17 protein-coding genes are annotated in these 19832 nt (G+C 62.9%); 9 read left to right on the top strand and 8 right to left on the bottom strand.

All coding sequences use genetic code 11. The features are described from left to right. Positions 1-10: 10 nt before the first annotated feature. A complete protein-coding gene (gene tssA, locus ASD07_RS25130) occupies positions 11-1051 on the top strand; it encodes a type VI secretion system protein TssA (RefSeq protein ID WP_055936851.1) in 1041 nt (346 codons plus the stop codon). On the opposite strand, the gene tssH is transcribed toward tssA, so the two are convergent. The 8 genes from tssH to ASD07_RS31900 are packed head-to-tail and all read right to left on the bottom strand — an operon-like array spanning position 1052 to position 10306. Beyond that, positions 1052-3730, bottom strand: a complete 2679-nt coding sequence (gene tssH, locus ASD07_RS25125) for a type VI secretion system ATPase TssH (RefSeq protein ID WP_055936848.1) — start codon at positions 3728-3730, stop codon at positions 1052-1054. It lies immediately after the preceding gene. A 10-nt stretch (positions 3731-3740) separates the two neighbouring features. Continuing rightward, positions 3741-4832: a type VI secretion system baseplate subunit TssG gene (gene tssG / locus ASD07_RS25120; RefSeq protein WP_055937533.1), complete on the bottom strand. Its 1092-nt coding sequence runs from the start codon at positions 4830-4832 to the stop codon at positions 3741-3743. Beyond that, positions 4796-6640 carry a type VI secretion system baseplate subunit TssF gene (gene tssF, locus ASD07_RS25115; protein WP_055936845.1) on the bottom strand — a complete coding sequence of 615 codons (1845 nt, stop codon included), beginning with the start codon at positions 6638-6640 and terminating at the stop codon, positions 4796-4798. Before tssF ends, tssG begins: the two co-directional genes overlap by 37 nt. 1 nt (position 6641) lies before the next feature. Further along, positions 6642-7103 (bottom strand): type VI secretion system baseplate subunit TssE, encoded by a 462-nt coding sequence (gene tssE / locus ASD07_RS25110; RefSeq protein WP_229207284.1) that lies wholly within the window; start codon positions 7101-7103, stop codon positions 6642-6644. A gap of 41 nt (positions 7104-7144) precedes the next feature. Continuing rightward, positions 7145-7636 (bottom strand): type VI secretion system tube protein Hcp, encoded by a 492-nt coding sequence (locus ASD07_RS25105; RefSeq protein ID WP_055936839.1) that lies wholly within the window; start codon positions 7634-7636, stop codon positions 7145-7147. A 30-nt stretch (positions 7637-7666) separates the two neighbouring features. Next, a complete protein-coding gene (gene tssC / locus ASD07_RS25100) occupies positions 7667-9148 on the bottom strand; it encodes a type VI secretion system contractile sheath large subunit (protein ID WP_055936836.1) in 1482 nt (493 codons plus the stop codon). Position 9149: 1 nt separating this feature from the next. Continuing rightward, positions 9150-9653: a type VI secretion system contractile sheath small subunit gene (gene tssB / locus ASD07_RS25095; RefSeq protein ID WP_055936833.1), complete on the bottom strand. Its 504-nt coding sequence runs from the start codon at positions 9651-9653 to the stop codon at positions 9150-9152. 26 nt (positions 9654-9679) lie between these two features. Continuing rightward, positions 9680-10306 (bottom strand): M48 family metallopeptidase, encoded by a 627-nt coding sequence (locus ASD07_RS31900; RefSeq protein ID WP_082507557.1) that lies wholly within the window; start codon positions 10304-10306, stop codon positions 9680-9682. A gap of 204 nt (positions 10307-10510) precedes the next feature. On the opposite strand from ASD07_RS31900, the gene tssK reads away from it, so the two are divergent. The 8 genes from tssK (at position 10511) to ASD07_RS25050 (ending at position 19829) form a co-directional block, all read left to right on the top strand. Next, a complete protein-coding gene (gene tssK / locus ASD07_RS25085) occupies positions 10511-11851 on the top strand; it encodes a type VI secretion system baseplate subunit TssK (RefSeq protein WP_055936831.1) in 1341 nt (446 codons plus the stop codon). Positions 11852-11864: 13 nt separating this feature from the next. Further along, positions 11865-12623, top strand: a complete 759-nt coding sequence (gene icmH / locus ASD07_RS25080; RefSeq protein ID WP_055936828.1) for a type IVB secretion system protein IcmH/DotU — start codon at positions 11865-11867, stop codon at positions 12621-12623. Next, entirely contained in the window at positions 12623-15574 is a 2952-nt protein-coding gene (locus tag ASD07_RS25075) for a type VI secretion system Vgr family protein (RefSeq protein ID WP_055936824.1), read from the top strand. The genes icmH and ASD07_RS25075 overlap by 1 nt, the downstream gene beginning before the upstream one ends. A 77-nt stretch (positions 15575-15651) precedes the next feature. After that, positions 15652-16110 carry a hypothetical protein gene (locus ASD07_RS25070; RefSeq protein WP_057245568.1) on the top strand — a complete coding sequence of 153 codons (459 nt, stop codon included), beginning with the start codon at positions 15652-15654 and terminating at the stop codon, positions 16108-16110. 10 nt (positions 16111-16120) lie between these two features. Then, positions 16121-17836, top strand: coding sequence for a LysM peptidoglycan-binding domain-containing protein (locus ASD07_RS25065; protein WP_055936817.1), 1716 nt, complete (start codon positions 16121-16123; stop codon positions 17834-17836). 9 nt (positions 17837-17845) lie between these two features. Next, entirely contained in the window at positions 17846-18490 is a 645-nt protein-coding gene (locus ASD07_RS25060; protein ID WP_055936814.1) for a M949_RS01915 family surface polysaccharide biosynthesis protein, read from the top strand. Between the two features lie 93 nt (positions 18491-18583). Beyond that, positions 18584-19222 (top strand): hypothetical protein, encoded by a 639-nt coding sequence (locus ASD07_RS25055; protein ID WP_055936811.1) that lies wholly within the window; start codon positions 18584-18586, stop codon positions 19220-19222. A 115-nt stretch (positions 19223-19337) separates the two neighbouring features. Further along, positions 19338-19829 (top strand): hypothetical protein, encoded by a 492-nt coding sequence (locus ASD07_RS25050; protein ID WP_057245570.1) that lies wholly within the window; start codon positions 19338-19340, stop codon positions 19827-19829. The last annotated feature ends 3 nt before the right edge of the window (positions 19830-19832 follow it).

Genomic DNA, 19832 nt, shown 5'->3' with positions numbered 1-19832 from the left:
GGAGATATCCATGTTTAACGCAGACACCTTGCTGGCGCCGATCTCGCCGGCGCAACCGGCCGGCAACGACCTGGCCTTCTCCAGCGACTTCGACGCCATCGCGCAGGCGCGCCGCTTTGACGACCCGTCGCTGGAACAGGGCGAGTGGGTCACCGAACTGAAAGAAGCCGATTGGGCTTTCGTGGTCAAGCGCTGCAGCACCCTGCTGGGCGAAAAAAGCAAAGACTTGCGGGTGGCGGTCTGGCTGGCGGAAGCCGCGGCCAAACAGCACCGCATGCAGGGCCTGGGCGAGTCGTTCCGCCTGCTGGCGGGACTGATCCGCGAATTCTGGAACAACGGCCTGTACCCTGAGCCGGATGAGGGCGACATGGAGCAGCGCGTCGGCAACCTGGCCTGGATCCTGGGCCGCACCCCTACCCTGCTGCGCGAAATGCCGCTGACCGAAGGCCAGGGCACGGCCTTTTCCGCCATCGACTTCGACATGGCGCGCAAGCAGGCCAGCTTGCCGGAACACGCGCGCAATTCGGGCTGGCCGAAGCTGGCCGATATGGAAACCGCGCGCTCGCGCAACTCGCCGCGTTTCCGCGAACAGTTCGCAACCGATGCCCGTTACTGCATGGATGCCTTGAAAGAACTGGAGCAGGTGTCCGATGAATTCCTGGGCAACGACAGCCCGGGTTTTGCGGCCGCGCGCGATGCCGTGCAGGCCATGATCGATGCCATGCCGTCGCATGCGGGCTTGCCGGCCACGGTCAGCACGCCGCTTGGCGTGGCGCCGGCGGGCGAGCAGATCATCATTGCGCAGCCGACCGCCGGCGTCGTGACGCAAGCCAGCGGCCCTGTCGCGTCGCGCGCCCAGGCCATCACGCAGTTGCGCGAGATCGCCAGCTTCTTCCGCCGCACCGAGCCGCACAGTCCTGTCTCCTACTTCGCCGACAAGGCTGCCGACGCCGGCGAGCAGGACCTGCACACCTGGCTGCGCAGCGTGGTGAAGGATTCCAACTCGCTGCAGCATATCGAGGAGATGCTGGGCATCCCCCCGTCCAACTGATCAGGCTACGCTGTAGCTGAAGTTCCCCTGCTGGTCGGCCGCTACTTCGATGCGGCCGATCGCACTTCCCTCCGCCATCTTCGCCAGCACTGCTTCCGCCACCTCTGGCAGCAGCGTGCCATTCAGGATATTGTCCACATTGCGGGCGCCGGAATCGACTTCGGTGCAGCGCGCCAGCACGGCTTCCACCAGGGTATCGTCGTAATGGAAGGTCGCCTTGTGGTTGGCCGCTACGCGCTGGCCAATGCGGTCCAGTTTCAGGGTGATGATGCTGGCCAGGACGTCGTCGCCCAGCGGGTAGTACGGCACCACTTTCAGGCGGCCCAGGAAGGCCGGCTTGAAGGCTTTGACCAGCTGCGGGCGGATGGCCGCTTCCAGTTCTTCCGGCGCTGGCATTTCTTCCGCCTCCTTGTTCAGGCAAGCCTGCATCATGGTGGCCGAGCCGACGTTGGAAGTCAGGATGATGATGGTGTTGCGGAAGTCGATCTCGCGCCCTTCGGCGTCATCCATCACGCCCTTGTCGAACACCTGGAAGAAGAGTTCCAGCACGTCCGGGTGGGCTTTTTCCACTTCATCCAGCAGCACCACGCTGTACGGGTTGCGGCGCACCGCTTCGGTCAGTACGCCGCCTTCGCCGTAGCCGACGTAGCCTGGCGGCGAGCCTTTCAGGCCGGACACGCTGTGCGCCTCCTGGTATTCGCTCATATTGATGGTGACCATCTTGCGTTCGCCGCCGTACAGTGCATCGGCCAGGGCCAGCGCGGTCTCGGTCTTGCCGATGCCCGATGGGCCGACAAACAGGAATACGCCTTTCGGCTTGTTCGGGTCGTCCAGGTTGGCGCGCGCCGTGCGCACGCGCTGCGCCACCGCTTCGAGGGCGTGCGGCTGGCCGATCACGCGTTCTTCGAGCGCCGGGCGCAGCTTCAGCACGGCCTGGATTTCGTCCTTCACCATCTTGCCGAGCGGGATCCCGGTCCAGCCGGCGACGATTTCGGCCACCACGTTGCCATCCACCTGCACCGGCACCATCGGCGCTTCGCCTTGCAGTGCGCGCAGTTCCTTGAGCAGGGCCTGGATGTCGTGCGCCTGGCTCGCGGTGCCGCCGTCCTGCTGGGCCGATGCCGCCTCGACGCTGGCGCGCGCCTCGCCGATCTGCGCCGCCAGCGCCTTTTCCTGCTCCCAGCGCGCTTGCAGCGCCGCCAGCTCTTCCTGCGCGGCGCCGCGCAAGCCGGCCAGCTCCTGCAGGCGCTCTTGGTGCGCGCCGCCGGCAGCCAGTTCGCGCTCCAGCGCGCCCGTTTCCACCGCCATGCGCTCCAGGCGGCGCTGCAGCGACTCGATCAGGGCCGGCGTGGCGCTCTGGCCCAGGGCGACTTTGGCGCAGGCGGTATCGAGCACGCTGATCGCCTTGTCCGGCAGCTGGCGGCCCATGATGTAGCGATGCGACAGGCGCACCGCTTCGGTGATCGCCTCATCGAAGATGCGCACGTTGAAATGCTGCTCCATCAGCGGCGCCATGCCGCGCAGCATGGCGCACGCCAGCTCCTCGCTCGGCTCCTCGACCTTGATCACCTGGAAGCGGCGTGCCAGCGCGGCATCCTTTTCGAAGTACTTCTTGTATTCGCCCCAGGTGGTGGCCGCGATGGTGCGCAGCTCGCCGCGCGCCAGCGCCGGCTTGAGCAGGTTGGCCGCGTCGTTCTGGCCGGCCTGCCCGCCGGCGCCGATCATGGTGTGCGCCTCGTCGATGAACAGGATGATCGGGGTCGGGCTCTTGCGCACTTCGTCGATCACGTTCTTCAGGCGGTTTTCGAACTCGCCCTTGACGCTGGCGCCGGCCTGCAGCAGGCCCATGTCCAGGGTGTGGATCGCCACGCCTTTCAGCACGTCCGGCACGTCGCCTTGCGCAATGCGCAAGGCCAGGCCTTCCACCACGGCGGTTTTGCCGACGCCGGCCTCGCCGGTCAGGATCGGGTTGTTCTGGCGGCGGCGCATCAGGATGTCGATGGCCTGGCGGATTTCCGCATCGCGGCCGATCACCGGATCCACCTTGCCGGCGCGCGCGCGCTCGGTCAGGTTGGTGGTGAACTGGTCCAGTGCCGGGGTCTTGCCGGCCGGCTGCTGCATTTCGCCGACCGGGTCGCCGCCCAGGCCGCCCTCGCCGCCGGTAACCGCGGCGCGCGTGGCGGCTGCCGCCTCGGCTTCTTCCGAGTTGGCGGTCAGCTTGTCCAGGTGGTGCTTGATATCGTCCGCTTCAAAGCGGTGGAACAGGGCCGAGCTGCGGTAGGCAAGCTGCGACAGCTCCGGATCGGTCAGCATGGCCTGCAGCAGGTGGCCGCTGCGGATGAACACCTGCTGGCCGGCCTGCAGGTCGAGCGATGCGATCAGCCAGGCATTTTCAAACAGTTTCGGCAGGCGCGCCGAGAATACCGGCGTGCGCGCGTTGCCGCTGCGAAAGCGCGCGATCTCGGCCTGCAGGTCCGATTGCAGGCGGCTGGTGTCGACTTCAAAATGGCGCGCCAGCGCCACCATGTCGCTGCGCGGATTCTCCAGCAACGCCAGCAGCAGGTGCTCCTGGTCCACCTCATACTGGCCAAGGCCAACGCAAATGCTGGCCGCGCGGGTCGCCGCATTGCGGCAGGTGTCATTCAGTTTCCCGATCAGGGTTTTCAGGTTGATGCTCATCGAGCGGTCCTCACATTGTTAATCCATGGATGAAGTAGCGGACATCGGTGCGGTCTTCGCTTGCACCCTCGTCCGGTATAAAACTGTCCCAGCCCAGCCTTGCCCCCGCGCCAAGCGACGCCCCGGCGACGTCTTCGGCGCGCAGCACCAGGCAGATTTCGTATTCCAGCGTCACGCCGGTGAACATCGACAGCAGCTTTTCCAGCGCCCGCGCAGCGGTGCCGCCGGGCAGGAAGGCATCGAAATCAGCGCGCCGCAGCGGGCCAATGGTCAGGCGCATGCGCAAGTCGCGCTGCCAGACGCGCGAGCCGATCATGGCGGTGGCGCCCAGTTGCGCCTGTTCGCCGCCAAGCACGGTTTGCTGCAGCGCCGGCACCGCGCACCAGCAACCGACAAACTGGGTGGCCGCGATCGCCACGCGGAAGTATTCGCCCAGCACGCGCGCCATGGTCGATGCCGAGGCGGGACGCTGGCGCAGCGCGGTGGCAAAATAAGCCAGCGACTCGTCGCGCACGGCGCCGCATGCCTGCGCATCGCGGCCGGCCAGCCTTTGCGTCAAGCCCTTGTTGCCAAGCCCGCCAAGTGCCAGCAGCAATGGCAGGAAGCGGTCCTGCCCATCGACCTGGTATTTCAGCTCCAGCCGGTATTTGCGCCATGCTTCGTAGAACAGCGACAGCGAACGGGTCGAAAAGGCATCGAGGAAGGCGCGCGGGCCCTCGTCCTTCGCGTACAGCTGGTGCGATGCGATGGATTCCGTGTAATGCGCCGGCAAGGCGCCTGCGCTGCCCAGGAAGCCCATGAAATTGGGCGTCATGCGCAGGTAGCGCAGCTGCTTGCTTTGCAGGGCATCGGCCAGCGCCGCCGCGGTCGGCAGGATCTCACGCGGTTCCGGGTGCAGCGTCTCGAGCTGGCTGGCCGGGAAGCGCAGCGTCACCGAGTTCTGGAAGCGCATGAAGTTCGCCACCGCGCCTTCCTGCGCGACGCCGTTGCGGCGCAGCCATAGCTCCACCATCCGCACCGCCTGGAAGAACTGGAAGCGGAACGGCTCGGCGAACAGGCGCTCGATTACAGCAGGCTCAAATCGCCGCTTCGCGGTGTGCATCGCAACAGCTCCTCCCCAGTCCTCTCGGCCACGACGACCAGTTGCGTAAAGCTGTTGGCATGTACGTACAGCCCCAGGAAGCGCTCAATCACCTGGGCAAAAGCATGGATGCCGCTGCCGACGAAAGCCTCTTCCTCGATGGTCAGCCTTACCTCCATGCCGCGCACCACGCAGGCGAACGGGTTCCCTGCCAGCCAGGCGTTGGCCGGCTTGTATTCGACCGCCTGCAGCCCGCGGATCTGGCGCTGCGTAGCGGCGGAACGCGGCAGGTCGTAAAGACCCAGCATTTCCTGGAACGCCTCCAGGCCGCCGCCGGACAGCGACAGGTGGTTCAGCGACAGGTGCGATACCAGGCGCCAGTGGGCGCCGTGGCCGCGTTCGAAGCACTGGGACGGCGTCGGCTTGCGCAGGAAATTGATGCTGCGCACGCTGGAACCGCCTTCCAGGAACAGGTCGCCGCCGCGCAGGCCGTAGGCCAGCGAAGCCGGCAGGTCGCGGTTGGTGCAGGTCAGTTGCAGGCTCAGGGTGTCGGTTTCCACCGCCGCCGGATCGAAATCGATATCGACAATGGTGATCTCGGTTTCATAGCCGGGACTCTTGTGCGCCATCTGTTCATCGCGCCGCATGACCCAGTAATGGCCATGCTTTTCCGGCGTCTCGCCGTGGCGCAGCGAATAGAACGGGCGGAATTCAATGATCGATTCGCCCTGCGGCGTCTGGCGCACCATGCGCACCGCATCGATGGCATACACCTCGTAGGCGTAGGCGCGGCGCGCATCGGCCAGCACCGGGTAGCTGGCCGAGGTATGCGAGATGCGGATCGGCTCGCCGCGCTGGCGGAACAGGTTCACCACCGGCGTGCAGCCCAGCAGCAGGTTATTGGTCGACAGCGTCGACAGCATGCGCGCCGCATGCGAATCAGGACGTATCCCGCCCATGGCGATATGCAGCGTCAGGCGCTTGGCGCCGAGCGGCAGCAGCGCGCACAGGGCCGCCAGGTCGATATCGAAGAAATTGAATTTCTCGGGGAAGCAGAAGTATTCGGTCAGCAGGCGATAAGCCTGGTGCGAGCGCGCCGAAAAATCGATCAGCGCGTCTTCCTCGTCAAAGCCGGCGGCGGCGACCGGAATGCGCGCCAGGGGCAGCCAGCGGCCGTTGCCGTCGCACTCGACCCAGGCCTTGGCACTGCGCATGAACAGCGCATCGCGCAGGGCGGCGCAGAAGGAAGGCTCGCCGTCGATGAAGACGCGCAGGCTGGACACGTCCATCGCCGGCAGGCCGACCTGCTCGGACAATGAATCGATCGTGATCGCCAGGCCGGCGCCGGCGCCCGGCGGCAGCTGCACCGCTTCCGGCGCAGCCAATGCGGCCGTGAACGAGGCGCGGCTCAGCGCCAGGGGCGCCACCGTCACCGGATAGGAGGTACGGAAAGTGCACGCAACGCCGTTGACGGGCCGCGTATTGAGCACCGTCCCGCGCGCAATCTCGCTGGCCGCAGTCAACTGGGCGGCGGTGGCGGCATAGTCCATGCGCGCGATCGAGCACGATGGAAACGGGCGCAGGTAGTGCGGGTAAAGCACTTCGAACAGTGCTTCGGTAAATTCGGGGTAATCGTCGTCCAGCCGCTTCGATACGCGCGAATTCAGCAGCGCGAAGGACTGGATCATGCGTTCGATATGCGGGTCTTCGCATACCTCGCCGCCAATCAGCAGGCGGCCGGCAATCTTGGGGTAGCGCTCGGCGAATTCGCGCGCATAGCGCCGCAGGAATCCCAGTTCGCGCTCGTAATACGGCAGTAACTCTTCCAAATCATGCTCCCGGCAGCGCGCGGCGTGCCTTGCTAATCGTGTATTGCAGGCTGGATGGTGTCAGGACCGCGTCGAAATTGACCGGCTCCTGTGCTGCGTGCAGCACCAGCAGCGCCGTAATGGCGAAATTCAGGCGGTCGATGCCGCCCTCTTGCATTTCAAGTGATGCCCGTACATTGCGCAGGCGCGGTTCATGCCGTGCGATGGCACGTTCCAGCCCCTGGCAAATGGCAGCGCGGTCGTCCGGGCTCGCCAGCGACATGCCGGCGAAATCGTTCAGCCCATAGGTGACGATGGAACGACCGCACTCCGGAAAGCGTTTGAGCAGGTGCTCAGGGATGACGGTGCGGGTATTCAGCAATGCTTCCAGGTCGCGCGCGACGGAGTCTTTCATCTCGTCGAGCGACATCCGGTAGACGGCCGCACTGCCGGAGCCGTCGCCAGGCTGGAGCAACCGGTCCATCAGCCCCGGTGCAAATCCCCTTACCGTCATTCAGTCCCCGCTTAAGCTACTTTGTTGGACGACAGGTCCCAGCCGCCGGAGGTGTTGCCACCGGAGCCGCCGCCAACTTTCTGCTGGGTGTACTTCCATTTTACTTTGGAGTACTTCAGAGCCACGTCTTCGGCCAGGATGTCGCCTGGCTTGACTTCTGGAGCCACGCTGGAGATCAGCACGTTTTCCAGTTCGATTTCGAAGTACTTGACGCGGTCGCCCTGGCCGTCAGCACGCATGAACTCGATTTTTGCTTTTGGCAGGGTTTTGCCCGAGGAGCAATTCTGCAGCAGCAGCGGCGAAGCCAGGTCGGCCAGCTTGGAAACAACGATATCGCGGTGCTCGGTGCGTTCCGCGGTGTGGCCGCCGCCAGTAGATGCGGTGGCCGACTTTGGCTGCAGGACTTCCCACTGGACGGATTTGACTTCGATCCAATCCTTGTGGGAGGTATCGGTGGACTCGCCTTTGATACCGTCGATTTGCAGGTAGACGTCGATTGCCATGGTATTCCTTTCTGTGTTGAAAAATAAAAATTAAGACTTGGTCGATTGCGGCAGCTCCGCGACCAGACGGAGTGAGACGGACAGCTCGTCGAGCTGGAAGTGGGGACGCAGGAAGGACACAGCGCGATACACGCCTGGACGGCCAGGCACTTCAGACACTTGCACGTTGGCTTCACGCAGCGGGAACTGCGCTTTTTGCTCCTGGCTGGCGTTATCGTCCAACAGCACGTACTGGGTCAGCCAGCGGTTCAGGTAATCCTCGACGTTGGCGGCAGCTGCGAAGCTGCCGATCTTGTCGCGCATCATGGCCTTCATGTAGTGGGCGATGCGCGACACGGCGAAGATGTATTGCAGCTGGGCCGACAGCACGGCGTTGGCGTTGGCAGCGTCGGTGTTGTACTTGCGCGCCTTCTGCGCGGACTGCGCGCCGAAGAAGGCCGCGTAGTCGGTATTCTTGCAATGCACCAGCGAGATGAAGCCAAGGTCGCTCAGCTCTTTCTCGCGGCGGTCGGTAATGGCGATTTCGGTCGGGCATTTCAGCGCGACTTCGCCTTCGTCGGTCTTGAAGGTGTGGGTTGGCAGGTCTTCCACCAGGCCGCCGCCTTCCACGCCGCGGATGGCAGCGCACCAGCCGAAGTCCTCGAAAGCACGGGTCAGGCGCACGCCGAAGGCGTAGGCTGCGTTACACCACAGGTATTTCTCGTGGTCGGTACCGTCCACGTCTTCCACGTAGTTGAAGCCTTCAACGGTGGCGCCGTCGGCCGGGTTGAACGGCAGGCGGCCCAGGAAGCGCGGCAGGGTGAGGCCGACGTAGCGCGAATCTTCGGACTCGCGGAACGACTTCCACTTGGCGTATTCCACGGTGTCGAAGACTTTCGACAGGTCGCGCGGCTTGCCCAGGTCGGCGTAGGTCTCCAGGCCGAACAGCTCGGGCGAAGCGGAGCTGATGAAAGGCGCGTGGGCGGCAGCGGCCACGTGCGACATCTGCTCGATGAAGTACATGTCTTCCGGCTGGCGGGTGATTTCAAAGTCGCCCAGCAAGGCGCCGAACGGGGCGCCGCCGAAGGTGCCGAACTCCTCTTCGTAGACCTTCTTGAACATGGAGCTCTGGTCGAATTCCAGCGCGCCCTGGAAGTCCTTGACCAGCTCCTTCTTGGTCGCGTTCAGCATCTTGATCTTCAGGCCGGTGCTGGTGGCGGTGTTCTTGACCAGGTAATGCAGGCCGGTCCAGCTGCTTTCCAGCTTCTGGAATTCCGGCGCGTGCATGATGACCGACAGCTGCGAGGAGATCAGGCGATCCAGCTCCGCCACGCGGGCGTCGATGGTGGCGGCCAGGTTGTCCGACACCACCACGGTGCCGGCCATGACTTGCTGCGCCAGCTCGGCGATGATGTCTTTCGCACGGGCGTGCTCACTGGTCGATTTGGCGACCTTGCTCTGCTCGACGATCTGGTCGAGCAGGTTTACTTCTGCGGTGGCCAATGCACCGGCGGCGTTCAATTGGGCCGACATCTCATTCTCCTTGTTCAGGCTTCTGGCCCAGTTCGGCCAGTTTTTCTGTGCTGCGCAGCACGTCGTTCAGCAGGTCTTCCAGCTTGTCGTTGCCGGCCAGCTTGTTGCGCAGGTCGGCCAGCTTGTTGCGCGCTTCCAGCAGCTGGCGCAGCGGCTCCACCTGCTCCACCACCGACTCCGGACGGAAATCCGAAATGGCCTTGAATTTCAGGTCGACGCCGAACTGGCCTTCGCCGCCCAGCTCATTCGGCACGCGGAAGGCGGCGCGCGGTTCCACGCCCTTCATCACTTCGTCAAAGTTATCGCGGTCGATCTGGACAAAGCTGCGATCCTTCAGGCGTTTCTTCTCCACCTCGGAATTGCCGCCGAAATCGCCGACAACCCCCATCACAAAGGGCAGTTCCTTGTTTTCGATTGCGTCGCCGATTTCCACGTCATAGGTCATCTGGACCCGTGGCGGACGGATTTTCTGCAGGCGCTTCTGGACGCTTTCGTTTTTGGACATGGCTTCTCCTTCTTTGGACTTGGTGGTTATTTCAGTGCGCCGAACGGGTCGGCGCTAGGGGCTGCTACAGGTGGTTTTGCCGTCTGGCCGCGACGGCCGCCGGCGTTGGCGGTGCTGTTGCTGCTGTTGCTGCCGGCATTGCTGCTGGTGCGAACCTGCTGCTTTTTATCGGCATTCGGCACCAGCACGGATTCACCCAGGCTCTCGCGCAGCAGCTTGGCCAGGTCCTGCGATTCGGTACGGATCGAACCGGACAGGTTGTTCTGGCGGCTCAAGTCGCCCAGTGCGCGGGTGGACAGGCGCAGGCCGGAAATGGCAATGATGCTGTTGGCCAGCTGGTCGGACGGGTCGCGCACCAGGATTTCCTGGGCGCTTACGATCGCTTCGCCATATTGCCCTGCGTCATAACGGGACTGGGCGATGTTCACCCAGGGCGATTTGTCGGCAGGATAGGCGGTGGCGGTTTCCTTCCACAGGGAGATGGCCTGCTCTTGTTTGCCGGCGACCTTGGCTTCGGTTGCCCGGGCCAGCATGTCTTCCAGCTTCGGCTTGACCGGAGCGGCGACTTTAGGATCCATGGTCTGGCAAGCAGACAGGGAAGCAGCGATTGCTGCGATGCACAAAACGCGGGAGATAACAGTGATTTTTTTCATAACTAACCTCATCAAACGGACAAATAGCTTTTTTACAATAGTTGCGTCCGACGAACGTTAGCAGAAAAAAAATATTACCCACGCACAATTGAATCTCACCAATATTCACACCCCCGCGCACGATTGAGCCTTTTAGTACAGGCTTTTCAAGGAGGTGTTATTGTTCTGGCACTTACCAGAAAACAATTATCAGAAGGATCACAGATGGCCAGCAAGGTGTTATGGGGCGAAGGCTTGTTTTTGCGCCCTCAGCATTTCCAGCAACAGGACCGCTATCACGAGCACCGTTTGCATCGCAGCGTAAAAGCCGTGCACCCGTATGCATGGGGCGTCGACCGGCTGACGATCGACATGGAAGCCCTGGCACATAACACACTGCGCCTGCTGGACCTGTCGCTGGTACTGCCGGATGGTGAACTGATCGAAGCGCCCGGCCACGACAACCTGCCGGAAGCGATCGACCTGGGCCAGCTCGCACAGTCGCAGCACAGCGTCACCTGGTATGCCGCCCTGCCCGTGTTCAAGCATTTCGGCGGCAATTTTGCGCAGGCCGGCCAGCCATCGAATGGCGCGCGCTTCTCGCAAACCAATGCCGACACGCCCGACCTGTACACGCAAGCCGCACAGGCCGAACTGGCCTTCCTGAAAAAATCGCTGCGGCTGGTGTCCGATGCCGAGCCGCGCGAAGGCTATGTGTGCCTGCCGCTGCTGCGCCTGCGCCGCCTGTCCACCGGCGGCTTCGAACTCGACCCGAGCTTCGTGCCGCCCAGCCTGACGATCCGTACCGCCCAGCCCCTGTACCTGCAACTGCGCCGCCTGCTCGACGCACTGCAGGCCAAGGTCAATGCGCTGTACGGCCACCATCGCGAGCCAAGCCGCAACGTGATCGAATTCCGCAGCGGCGACATGTCCACCTTCTGGCTGCTGCATACGGCCAGCACCGCCTTCGCATCGCTGTCGCACTACTACCATAATCCGGAACTGCACCCGGAGCGCCTGTACGAACAACTGCTGTCGCTGGCCGGCGCGTTGATGACGTATTCGCGCAGCTGGTCGCTGTCCGACCTGCCGCCCTATCGCCACGACGATCCGGGTCCGGCGTTTTCGCAGCTCTACATGATCGTGCGCGAACTGCTCGATACCGTGATTTCTTCGCGCTATTTCGCCATCGCCTTGTCGCAGCCGAAACCGGCGCACCACCGCGGCATGCTCGATTCCGGCAAGATCAGCGACGACACCACCTTCTACCTCGCCGTCGGCGCCGAAATGCCGGCTGTGGAACTGGTGGAAGTGGTGCCGCTGCGCTTCAAGGTCGGCGCGCCGGACGACGTGGAAAAGCTGGTGTTGTCCGCCATGCCGGGCGTGCGCCTGGCACACGCGCCGCAAGTGCCGGCTGCAGTGCCGGTGCGCCCCGACACCTGCTACTTCACGCTCGATGCCAAAGGCCCGCTGTACGAGCGCATGCTGCAGGCCCAGTCCATTGAAATCTACGCCCCTGCCGGCATGCGCGAATTGCGCCTTGAATTGATCGCTGTGAACTCCTGAACCAGAGCAGAACATGAACACCATCGCCCCACCTTCACTGATCGCCGAAGCAGTCGCCGCACCGGCCGCCAACGGTTCCCTGCTGGACATGATGTACGACGGCTTCTACGCCCTCTTCATGCTGAAAAACGGCAGCGCCCCGCAAGACCACACCGAATTCCAGTCGCGCATGGCGCGTTTCCTCGACGACTTCGGCCGCAATGCGCGCAAGAAGAACGTTTCCGCCGACGATATCGACGCTGCCAAATACGCCTTCTGCGCCGCAGTCGACGAGATCATCCTGCGCTCCCACTTCTCGATTCGCGACGCATGGGAACTCAAGCCGCTGCAGCTGACGCTGTTCGGCGACCAGCTCGCCGGCGAGAACTTCTTCAACCGCCTGGACGCGCTGCGCACCCGCAGCAGCGAACACGTGGAAGCGCTGGAAGTGTTCCATATGTGCCTGCTGCTTGGCTTCCAGGGCCGCTACATCCTGGAAGGTTCGGAAAAACTGGGCTACCTGACCAGCCGCCTGGGCGACGAAATCGCCCATATGAAGGGCCGCCGCCCCGGCTTCGCGCCGCATGCCGAACGTCCCGACCAGGTAATGCACAAGCTGCGCAGCGACCTGCCGCTGTGGGTGCTGTGCTCCGTGTTCGCACTGATCTCGGCGCTGGCCTATATCGGCCTGCGCGCCTCGCTGTCCAGCCATACGGCGCAGCAAGTGAGCGCCTATAACGACGTGGTGCGCATGGCGCCGCGCCAGGCCCACGTCACTATCACCCTGCCGTGATGCGGTCGTTGTTCGGGACAGGCCTGGCCCAGCACGGCCGCCTGTTGACGCTCTCCTGCGCCCAGGAATCCGGCTTGCCGGAAAGCCTGATGGCGGAACGTTTTACCGGCCGCGAAGGCGTGAACGAGCTGTTCTGCTTCGACGTCGATGCGCTCAGCACTTCCACCAACCTGGATCTCGGTCAGTTCATCGGCGAAGAACTCACCATCCGCCTGTTGCAGCCCGATGGCAGCCAGCGTTCATGGCACGGCCTGTGCACGCAGGCCAGCTGGCTGGGCGCCGATGGCGGCGTGGCCCGCTACCGCCTGCGCCTGGAACCGGCGCTCGGCCTGCTGCGCCTGCGCCGCGACAACTACATCTTCCAGGACAAGTCGGTACGCGACGTCGTGCAGGAGCTGCTGGCCGACTATACCCAGGTGCGGCTTGATTTCGACGCGGTGCAGGAACTGGCGCCGCGCGCCACCATTACGCAGTACCGCGAAAGCGACTTCGCGTTCCTGTGCCGCATCCTGGCGTCGGAAGGCTTGAACTGGCGTTTCGAACACGACCAGGACGAGCAGGCCAGCGAGGACGGCCAGTCGCGCCACCGCGTGGTGGTGTTCGACAGCCAGGCAGAGCGCCCTGTGGTGCAAGCCCTGCGCTTCCACGGCGTGCGCGCTACTGAACGCGACGACTCGATCGACCAGTTTTCCGCGCGCCGCGCCATCGCGCCGAACGCCATCAGCATCGCCAGCTGGGATCCGGCCCAGGTCTCGGCGCCGGCCGCCGAGCAAACCAGCAACCTCGATGCCGGCGAACTGCCATCGATGTCGATTTACGATGGCAGCGAAGAACGCAGCTACACCGCCAGCGGTGAGGCGGACGGCCATAGCCTGCTGATGCTGCAGGCGGCCGAACTGGCGAACAAGCAATTCACCGGTGAAGGCTCGGCACGCCGCCTGGCCGCCGGCAGCGATTTCGCGCTGACCGGCCATGACCGCTTCGACGGCGACGAATTCACCGCGCTGTGGGTCGAACACGAAGCCCGCAACAACTTCACGCCTTCGTTGACGGCCGGCCCCGGCGTGGCCCCCGGCACCTACCGCAACCGCTTTGCCTGCGTGCGCTCCGCCGTACCGCTGGTGCCGCCCGCCACTGCCCTGCGCGTGCAAGGCGCGGCGCTGGGTGCGCAAACGGCCCTGGTGGTCGGCCTGCCCGGCGCTGCCAACACCACGCAGCGCGGCCAGCAAATCCGCATCCAGTTCCCATGGCAGCGCGGTCCGGGAGCCAATCCGGGCGGCGCCGGCCACAATACCGATACCGACGGCAATGCACCGGGCGACGATAGCTCGGGCACCTGGGTGCGCGTCTCGGAAGCACTGGCCGGGCCGAATTTCGGCAGCCAGTTCACGCCGCGCATCGGCACCGAAGTGCTGGTCGACTTCATCGAAGGCGATATCGACCGCCCTATCGTGGTGGCCCAGCTCTACACCGGCAGTGACCGGCCGCCCTTCCCGGCCGGCGTCGATTCCGCCGCCAACCACGCCGGCGTCATCTCCGGCATCCATAGTCACGCCCTCGACGGCGGCGGCTACAACCAATGGGTGCTGGACGACACCAGCCAGCAGTTGCGCATGCGCCTAGCCAGCAGCACGGCTGCCAGCCAGCTGAACCTCGGCCATATCGTGCACCAGGCACCCGATTCAGCCACGCGCGGCGCGCACCGCGGCACCGGCTTCGAGCTGCGCACCGACGCCTGGGCCGTACTGCGTTCGGGCGAAGGCCTGCTGCTGACCACCAGCCGCCGCAGCGCGCAAGGCAGCGGCATCAGCTCGACCCAGCTTGATGCCGAGGACGCGGTGGAACGCCTGCGCGCCGGCCAGAAGCTGGCCGACAGCCTGGCCAAGCCCGCCGCGCAGCAGCAAGCCCTGTACAGCGCGGCAGCAAGCAAGGCGCAGCAGGACATGCTCAAGCAGCTCGATCCGAAACAGGACGGCAAGTACGACGGTGCGGTCAACGGCCACGCCGCCCAGCGCGCGCAGGATGGCGCACGCGACCTCGATCCCGCCAAGCCGGTGGAACGCTTCGGTGGCGCGGTCGCCGTGATCGACAGCGTGGACAGCATCAACCTCGCCACGCCCGCCTCCACCCTGCTGTTCGCCGGCAAGCAGCTGCACTGGACCAGCGGCTCCGACCTGCACCTGACTGCCGGCCAGACCTATTCCAGCGTGGCCGGCAATGCCGCCACCCTGTTCACGCGCGAAGGCGGCATCAAGGCCATTGCCGGCAATGGCGACGTCTCGCTGCAAGCCCACGCCGGCGAACTGGAAATCCTGGCCGACAAGGAAGTCGTGGTCCTGTCGGTCAACGACGGCATCGAGATCAAGGCCAACAGGAAGATCGTGCTGCATGCCGGCCAATCCTCGATCGTGCTGGAGGGCGGCAACATCACTTTCGCCTGCCCGGGCAACTTCACCGTCAAAGCGGCCAAGCATGACTTCCAGGGTGCCGGCTCCGCTGCTGCCGAACTGCCCCCATTGCCAAATGGCCTGGTCAGCATGCCGGAAGCATTCAAGTCGGAGGCGGGCCCGCACAGCTTGCGCTTCGCCTTCGCCGGCAGCGACAAGCTGGGCGACCTGATGGGAATTACCGGCCAGCCGTACAAGCTGGTGGATGGCAAAGGCAAGGTCGTGGCCGAAGGAACGGTGCCAAAAGATGGCCGCCTGCCACGCAAGGACTTCCCGCAGCAGGAAGACCTGCAACTGCTGATCGGCGACGACTCCTGGCGCGAACAGCCTAATTTCGCTGCAGCCGGCGTGCCGCCGACGCCTTTCGAGCATTACGTCGAAATGCACAACAGCCCGGAACTGCTGGTGAGCTACACCTCGCAGGCGCATGACGATGATGTCCAGTTCCTGGACTCCGACATGATTGCCCACCTGATGGGCACCCCAATTGGAGATGATGAATGATCAAACGCCTTTTCTTAGGCGCCCTGTTAGCCCTTAGTATGACGATGCCGGCATATGCCGCAAAAAACGTAGTACCAATGAGCCAGGGCCTGCATGAATGGCAGACCAGTTCCGGCAAGCTGATCCTGGTGGTCGGCAGCTACCAGGATGTGACCTCCTTCCACCGCAGCTACAGCTTCTATTTCAAGACCAACGGCGACCAGGACTGGAACCAGGTTCCGCTGATGCCGAAAAACAGCGGCATGGAATTTACCTGGGAAAGCGCAAGCGGAGGCGACGTGCTCCTGGCCGATGGCATTGTCGTCTCGCGCCAGGAAGGGACCTACTTCGTCGTCGCCAGCAGGAACTCCGACAAGGGATACAGCGCCGCAGGCGCGGCCAACGCGACCTGGTACCAATTCGTCGAAACCGATGGCAGCGATCCTGGCCAGCCGGCGTATTCGCTGCAGCCGGTATTCACCCGCCCGTATGGCAAGGTCAAAAATGGCGTCGAGGAGATACTCGCCAAGGAAGCACTCCTGAAGCCAGCGCGTTGAGAGCACCATCATGACGAAAGAGTTCCTGAGCGCGAAGTACGACGCCGACACCCTGACCGTTGACTATGTCGCCGGCGACGGCAGCCACCTGCTTCGCAGCGGAGGCACCGTTGCCTGGCGCTTCAACAATCCCGGCAACCTGCGCCCCGGAAAGAAAGGGGTGTTGATTTACGGCGCGATCGGCATCGGCGACACCAAGACCAACAAGTCGTTCCTGATCTTCTCCAGCTACGAAGAAGGCCGGAAACAGAAGAAAGCCTTGCTGCGCAGCCGCTATAACGACCGCACGATTTACACCATGCTGACCGGTATCGACGACGGCAAGGGCAAGCTCATTTACGGCTATGCCCCGAAGACCGACAGCAACGATCCGGAAAAGTACGCCACGGTGATTTCCAAGCATACCGGCTTGCCGACGACGACCAAGCTGTCCAGCATGACGGACGCTCAGCTCGAAAGCATGATGGATGCGATGGAGAAGCACGAAGGCTTCCACGGCAAGAAAGAGACGCGCAAGGAAAAAGAAGTTCCCGCCACGAATATCGTGGTCACCGATGGGGCAAAGCCCAAGGCCGACCTTCCGGTCAAGGTGGAAATCGCCGGCAAGGCGCATGAGACCAAGACCGACAAGAGCGGCCGCGTGCCGACCATCGTCCACCTGACGCCCGGCGAACAGGTCAAGATTTTCCTGACCGCAGTCGACGGGCAATGGAAGAAGGCACACGAGTTCGTCATGGCGCAGGAGTCGAAGACGCTGGCGCTGATCCACTCGCTCGACATTTTCTCGGGCACGACGGAAGTCAAGAAGAAGGGGGAAACCAAGGCCCCTGCAGCTCCGGCAGCACGCACACCGACCCAGTATGTGGTCCAGCCGGGTGATACCGCGGGCCGCATTGCCAAGGACTTTGAAACAACCGTCGCCGAACTCCAGCGTGACAATCCGCACATCAAGAATATCGCTCGCATTTTCCCCGGCGATAAGCTTTCCGTGCATGGCAAGGCGTCCGCAAAGCAGGCCAAAGCTGGTGGCGCCACCAAGCCTGCGCCCCTGCCCCAGGCGCCGAAGAAGAGTGCACCGGAAAAGAAACCTGAGCCGCCAAAGCAAGCCCCGGCCAAGCCTGCCGAGCCGGCACGCAGCAAGGAAGGCAGCGGCGCACCGCTGGCATTGATACCGGTTGACCAGAAGCGCGCGCCGTGGATGGCTGTCGCTATCGAAGAAGCGAAGAAGTGGGCAGGCAAAACAGAAAGCACGATTACCAAGACAAGCAACTATCACAAGTTGACCGGTGCCGGATTCCTGACTTCCCTGGAAGGCAAGGACAACGCCTGGTGCGCATCGTTCGTCACCTATTGCCTGACCAACGCCCAGCCGGCTTATTCGAAATGGAAGAACTCATTCCGCGCCCGTGCAGTTGCGCTGGATGCCACCTTCGTTGAGATCAAAGAACCGGTGTACGGCGCGATCATGCTGCAGGGTACCCACCACGTTGCCTTTGTCTATGCCAAGGACGGCGACAGCTACGCCTGCCTTGGCGGCAACCAGTCCGACCAGGTCAACTTCACGCCATTCAAGAAAAGCCTGCGTTTCTTCGTCCCGATCGCGTACTCGGAATTTGCAAAGAAGGAAATCAAGGATGGCAAGAGCCTGGTCAACCATTCCTGCGCTGACTTGAACAAGGCCTTCGGTATCTCGCTGCACAAGAAGGAAGGCGACGCGACTCGCTAGGAAATAACGATGAACAGATCTGCGAACACCCTCACCTATTCCGCTTGCTTCCTGCTCCTGCTGGCCTGCCAAAGCAGCCAGGCCAGCGAGCTGGCTTCCGTCACCATACCTGCGTCAGACATTGGCCAGTTCCACCTCGAAACCAGCGGCAAGGTCGTACTGGGGAAAAAGGTGAACGACTCGCTTGGCGAGCATATCCTCCTGCTGACCGAGAAACCGCGCGCCTCTCCTAACGGCCGTATCGAGCATATCGAACTGGTCGCCGCCTACTACGATCAGGCCGACGGCAAATGGGCGCCTTCCTGGACCATCAAGGACGGCGTGGATTGCCCCGGGCTCGATATTGCAGCCTCCTTCTTCGCCGGCGCAACCACCATCACCGACCTGGATAAGGACGGCAAAGCGGAAGTCACCGTCGCCTACAAGACCTTCTGCGGCGGCGGCGTCGATCCCTCGATCGTCAAGGTGATCCTGCGCCAAGGCAAGCAGAAGTTCGCCATCCGCGGCGAATCCCTGATCAAATTCAAAGGCCAGGAACCGATGGGCGGCACGAACAAAGCCGATAAAGCGCTGCTGGAAAGCGATAAAGCAGCGTTCAAGCGCCATATGGATAAAGTCTGGCAGCAAGTCTATGTCGAGGTGAACGATCGATGAAGCGGCTTGTCGTCGCTCGGGTCTATTAACATTTCCCTGAAAAGTAATTTCCACCGGCGCCTGCGCCATCCAGCGACTAACCCGCATCGAACCATGACTGCAATCCATTTTGCGAAGTCTCTGGCGCATATCCTCGCAGTATTCGCATGCTGCGTGGTCTTTTCTGCGCAGGCCGCCGGGTCGAGAGACTTCGGCTGCCAGCCAGGCACCCAGCGTCCAGGAGCCTCGCTATGCCTGCCCGGCAAGACGCTGACGATTGACTATCGGTCGAAAGCGCGCACGGTCAGCATCACAATCAACGGCAGCTCGCACGTGGTCGAGCGGATTGACAGGAACTTTGGCCCGGAGCTGATCGGGATGGAACAGTACATCCGCTTCCTGCCAATGGAACTGCAGCCATACTTGTCGCGCAACGTGGTCCTGTTCAATTCCGTTGTGCGCAGCAGCGGTGGCGAAGGCATGGGCCAGTGCGGATCAGGGGGCGAGGTATTTGTGAATGCCATGAGCATCAGCGGTGCAAAAGCCAGAGTGCTCGGTAAGGTACAGGTAGAGAGCTGCTCACTATCGATCGTCCCTGCCAACATGGAGCAGGAAACGGCCTTCTCCGAATACTCGGTCGTGGACGGCAGGTTGGCGGTCAGTTTCCGTCATTACCCGGAAATCGAGGGACGTCCGACAGGCGTGCTGTCGAGCGATTTTCGCCAATTTGAATTCCAAGAAACCGAACATTGAAAACCCTGGTCCTTTCCGTATCGCTGCTGGTATCCCTGACAGCGGGTTCCAACCCGATAAACACGCGCGACATAGGAAATCCTTTCGCGGTCCTGCCTGGACAGGGCAAGCAGTGATGATCGGGACTTTCGGCCGCCATCTTATCGCCGTGCCCCTTCTCCTTCTTGCTGGGTGTAGCCCCGACGTTTCAAAGCCGGGCGTATCTGATGATCTGGGCAAGCTGCGCGGGATCATTGAGTTGCAAATTCCGGCAAAGTCCGTGCGCTGGGAAACCTTTGGCACGCCTGAATACACAGGGGGCGTGCCGGGACCGACCTTTCTCATTACGCTCGTCGCCGAACTGCAGGCGGACAAATCCTGGTTCGAGGAACAAAAGGACCCAACAGGCTCTATCTATATCGCACCGGAATCGGCACGAACATGGCTCTCTGAAGACCTCCGTCAAATTCTGGATAAAGATAGGGGCGGCAAAGTAGACCTATCCAACAAGGCCAACTGCCGAAAGTTCACCACCACGCTTAAGAAAACGGGCGAGCCGCTCGAAGGATTCGTTTGCTCCCGCGCAGACCGAATATTGCTTCACTTGACCATTTGGTCAGAACAGTAGAAC

It is taken from the genome of Duganella sp. Root336D2, from assembly GCF_001425005.1.
Classification (GTDB): domain Bacteria; phylum Pseudomonadota; class Gammaproteobacteria; order Burkholderiales; family Burkholderiaceae_D; genus Rugamonas.
This window is presented reverse-complemented; position numbering and strand designations above follow the sequence as displayed.

What these genes read in the sequence shown, in the direction of transcription:
- ASD07_RS25070 (WP_057245568.1), top strand. Translation starts at nt 15,652, where the DNA reads ATGAGCCAGGGCCTGCATGAATGGCAGACCAGTTCCGGCAAGCTGATC.
- ASD07_RS25055 (WP_055936811.1), top strand. Translation starts at nt 18,584, where the DNA reads ATGACTGCAATCCATTTTGCGAAGTCTCTGGCGCATATCCTCGCAGTA.
- tssK (WP_055936831.1), top strand. Translation starts at nt 10,511, where the DNA reads ATGGCCAGCAAGGTGTTATGGGGCGAAGGCTTGTTTTTGCGCCCTCAG.
- tssB (WP_055936833.1), bottom strand. Translation starts at nt 9,653, where the DNA reads ATGTCCAAAAACGAAAGCGTCCAGAAGCGCCTGCAGAAAATCCGTCCG.
- icmH (WP_055936828.1), top strand. Translation starts at nt 11,865, where the DNA reads ATGAACACCATCGCCCCACCTTCACTGATCGCCGAAGCAGTCGCCGCA.
- ASD07_RS31900 (WP_082507557.1), bottom strand. Translation starts at nt 10,306, where the DNA reads ATGAAAAAAATCACTGTTATCTCCCGCGTTTTGTGCATCGCAGCAATC.
- ASD07_RS25060 (WP_055936814.1), top strand. Translation starts at nt 17,846, where the DNA reads ATGAACAGATCTGCGAACACCCTCACCTATTCCGCTTGCTTCCTGCTC.
- tssC (WP_055936836.1), bottom strand. Translation starts at nt 9,148, where the DNA reads ATGTCGGCCCAATTGAACGCCGCCGGTGCATTGGCCACCGCAGAAGTA.
- ASD07_RS25065 (WP_055936817.1), top strand. Translation starts at nt 16,121, where the DNA reads ATGACGAAAGAGTTCCTGAGCGCGAAGTACGACGCCGACACCCTGACC.
- ASD07_RS25050 (WP_057245570.1), top strand. Translation starts at nt 19,338, where the DNA reads ATGATCGGGACTTTCGGCCGCCATCTTATCGCCGTGCCCCTTCTCCTT.
- tssE (WP_229207284.1), bottom strand. Translation starts at nt 7,103, where the DNA reads ATGGACCGGTTGCTCCAGCCTGGCGACGGCTCCGGCAGTGCGGCCGTC.
- tssG (WP_055937533.1), bottom strand. Translation starts at nt 4,832, where the DNA reads ATGCACACCGCGAAGCGGCGATTTGAGCCTGCTGTAATCGAGCGCCTG.
- tssA (WP_055936851.1), top strand. Translation starts at nt 11, where the DNA reads ATGTTTAACGCAGACACCTTGCTGGCGCCGATCTCGCCGGCGCAACCG.
- ASD07_RS25105 (WP_055936839.1), bottom strand. Translation starts at nt 7,636, where the DNA reads ATGGCAATCGACGTCTACCTGCAAATCGACGGTATCAAAGGCGAGTCC.
- ASD07_RS25075 (WP_055936824.1), top strand. Translation starts at nt 12,623, where the DNA reads ATGCGGTCGTTGTTCGGGACAGGCCTGGCCCAGCACGGCCGCCTGTTG.
- tssH (WP_055936848.1), bottom strand. Translation starts at nt 3,730, where the DNA reads ATGAGCATCAACCTGAAAACCCTGATCGGGAAACTGAATGACACCTGC.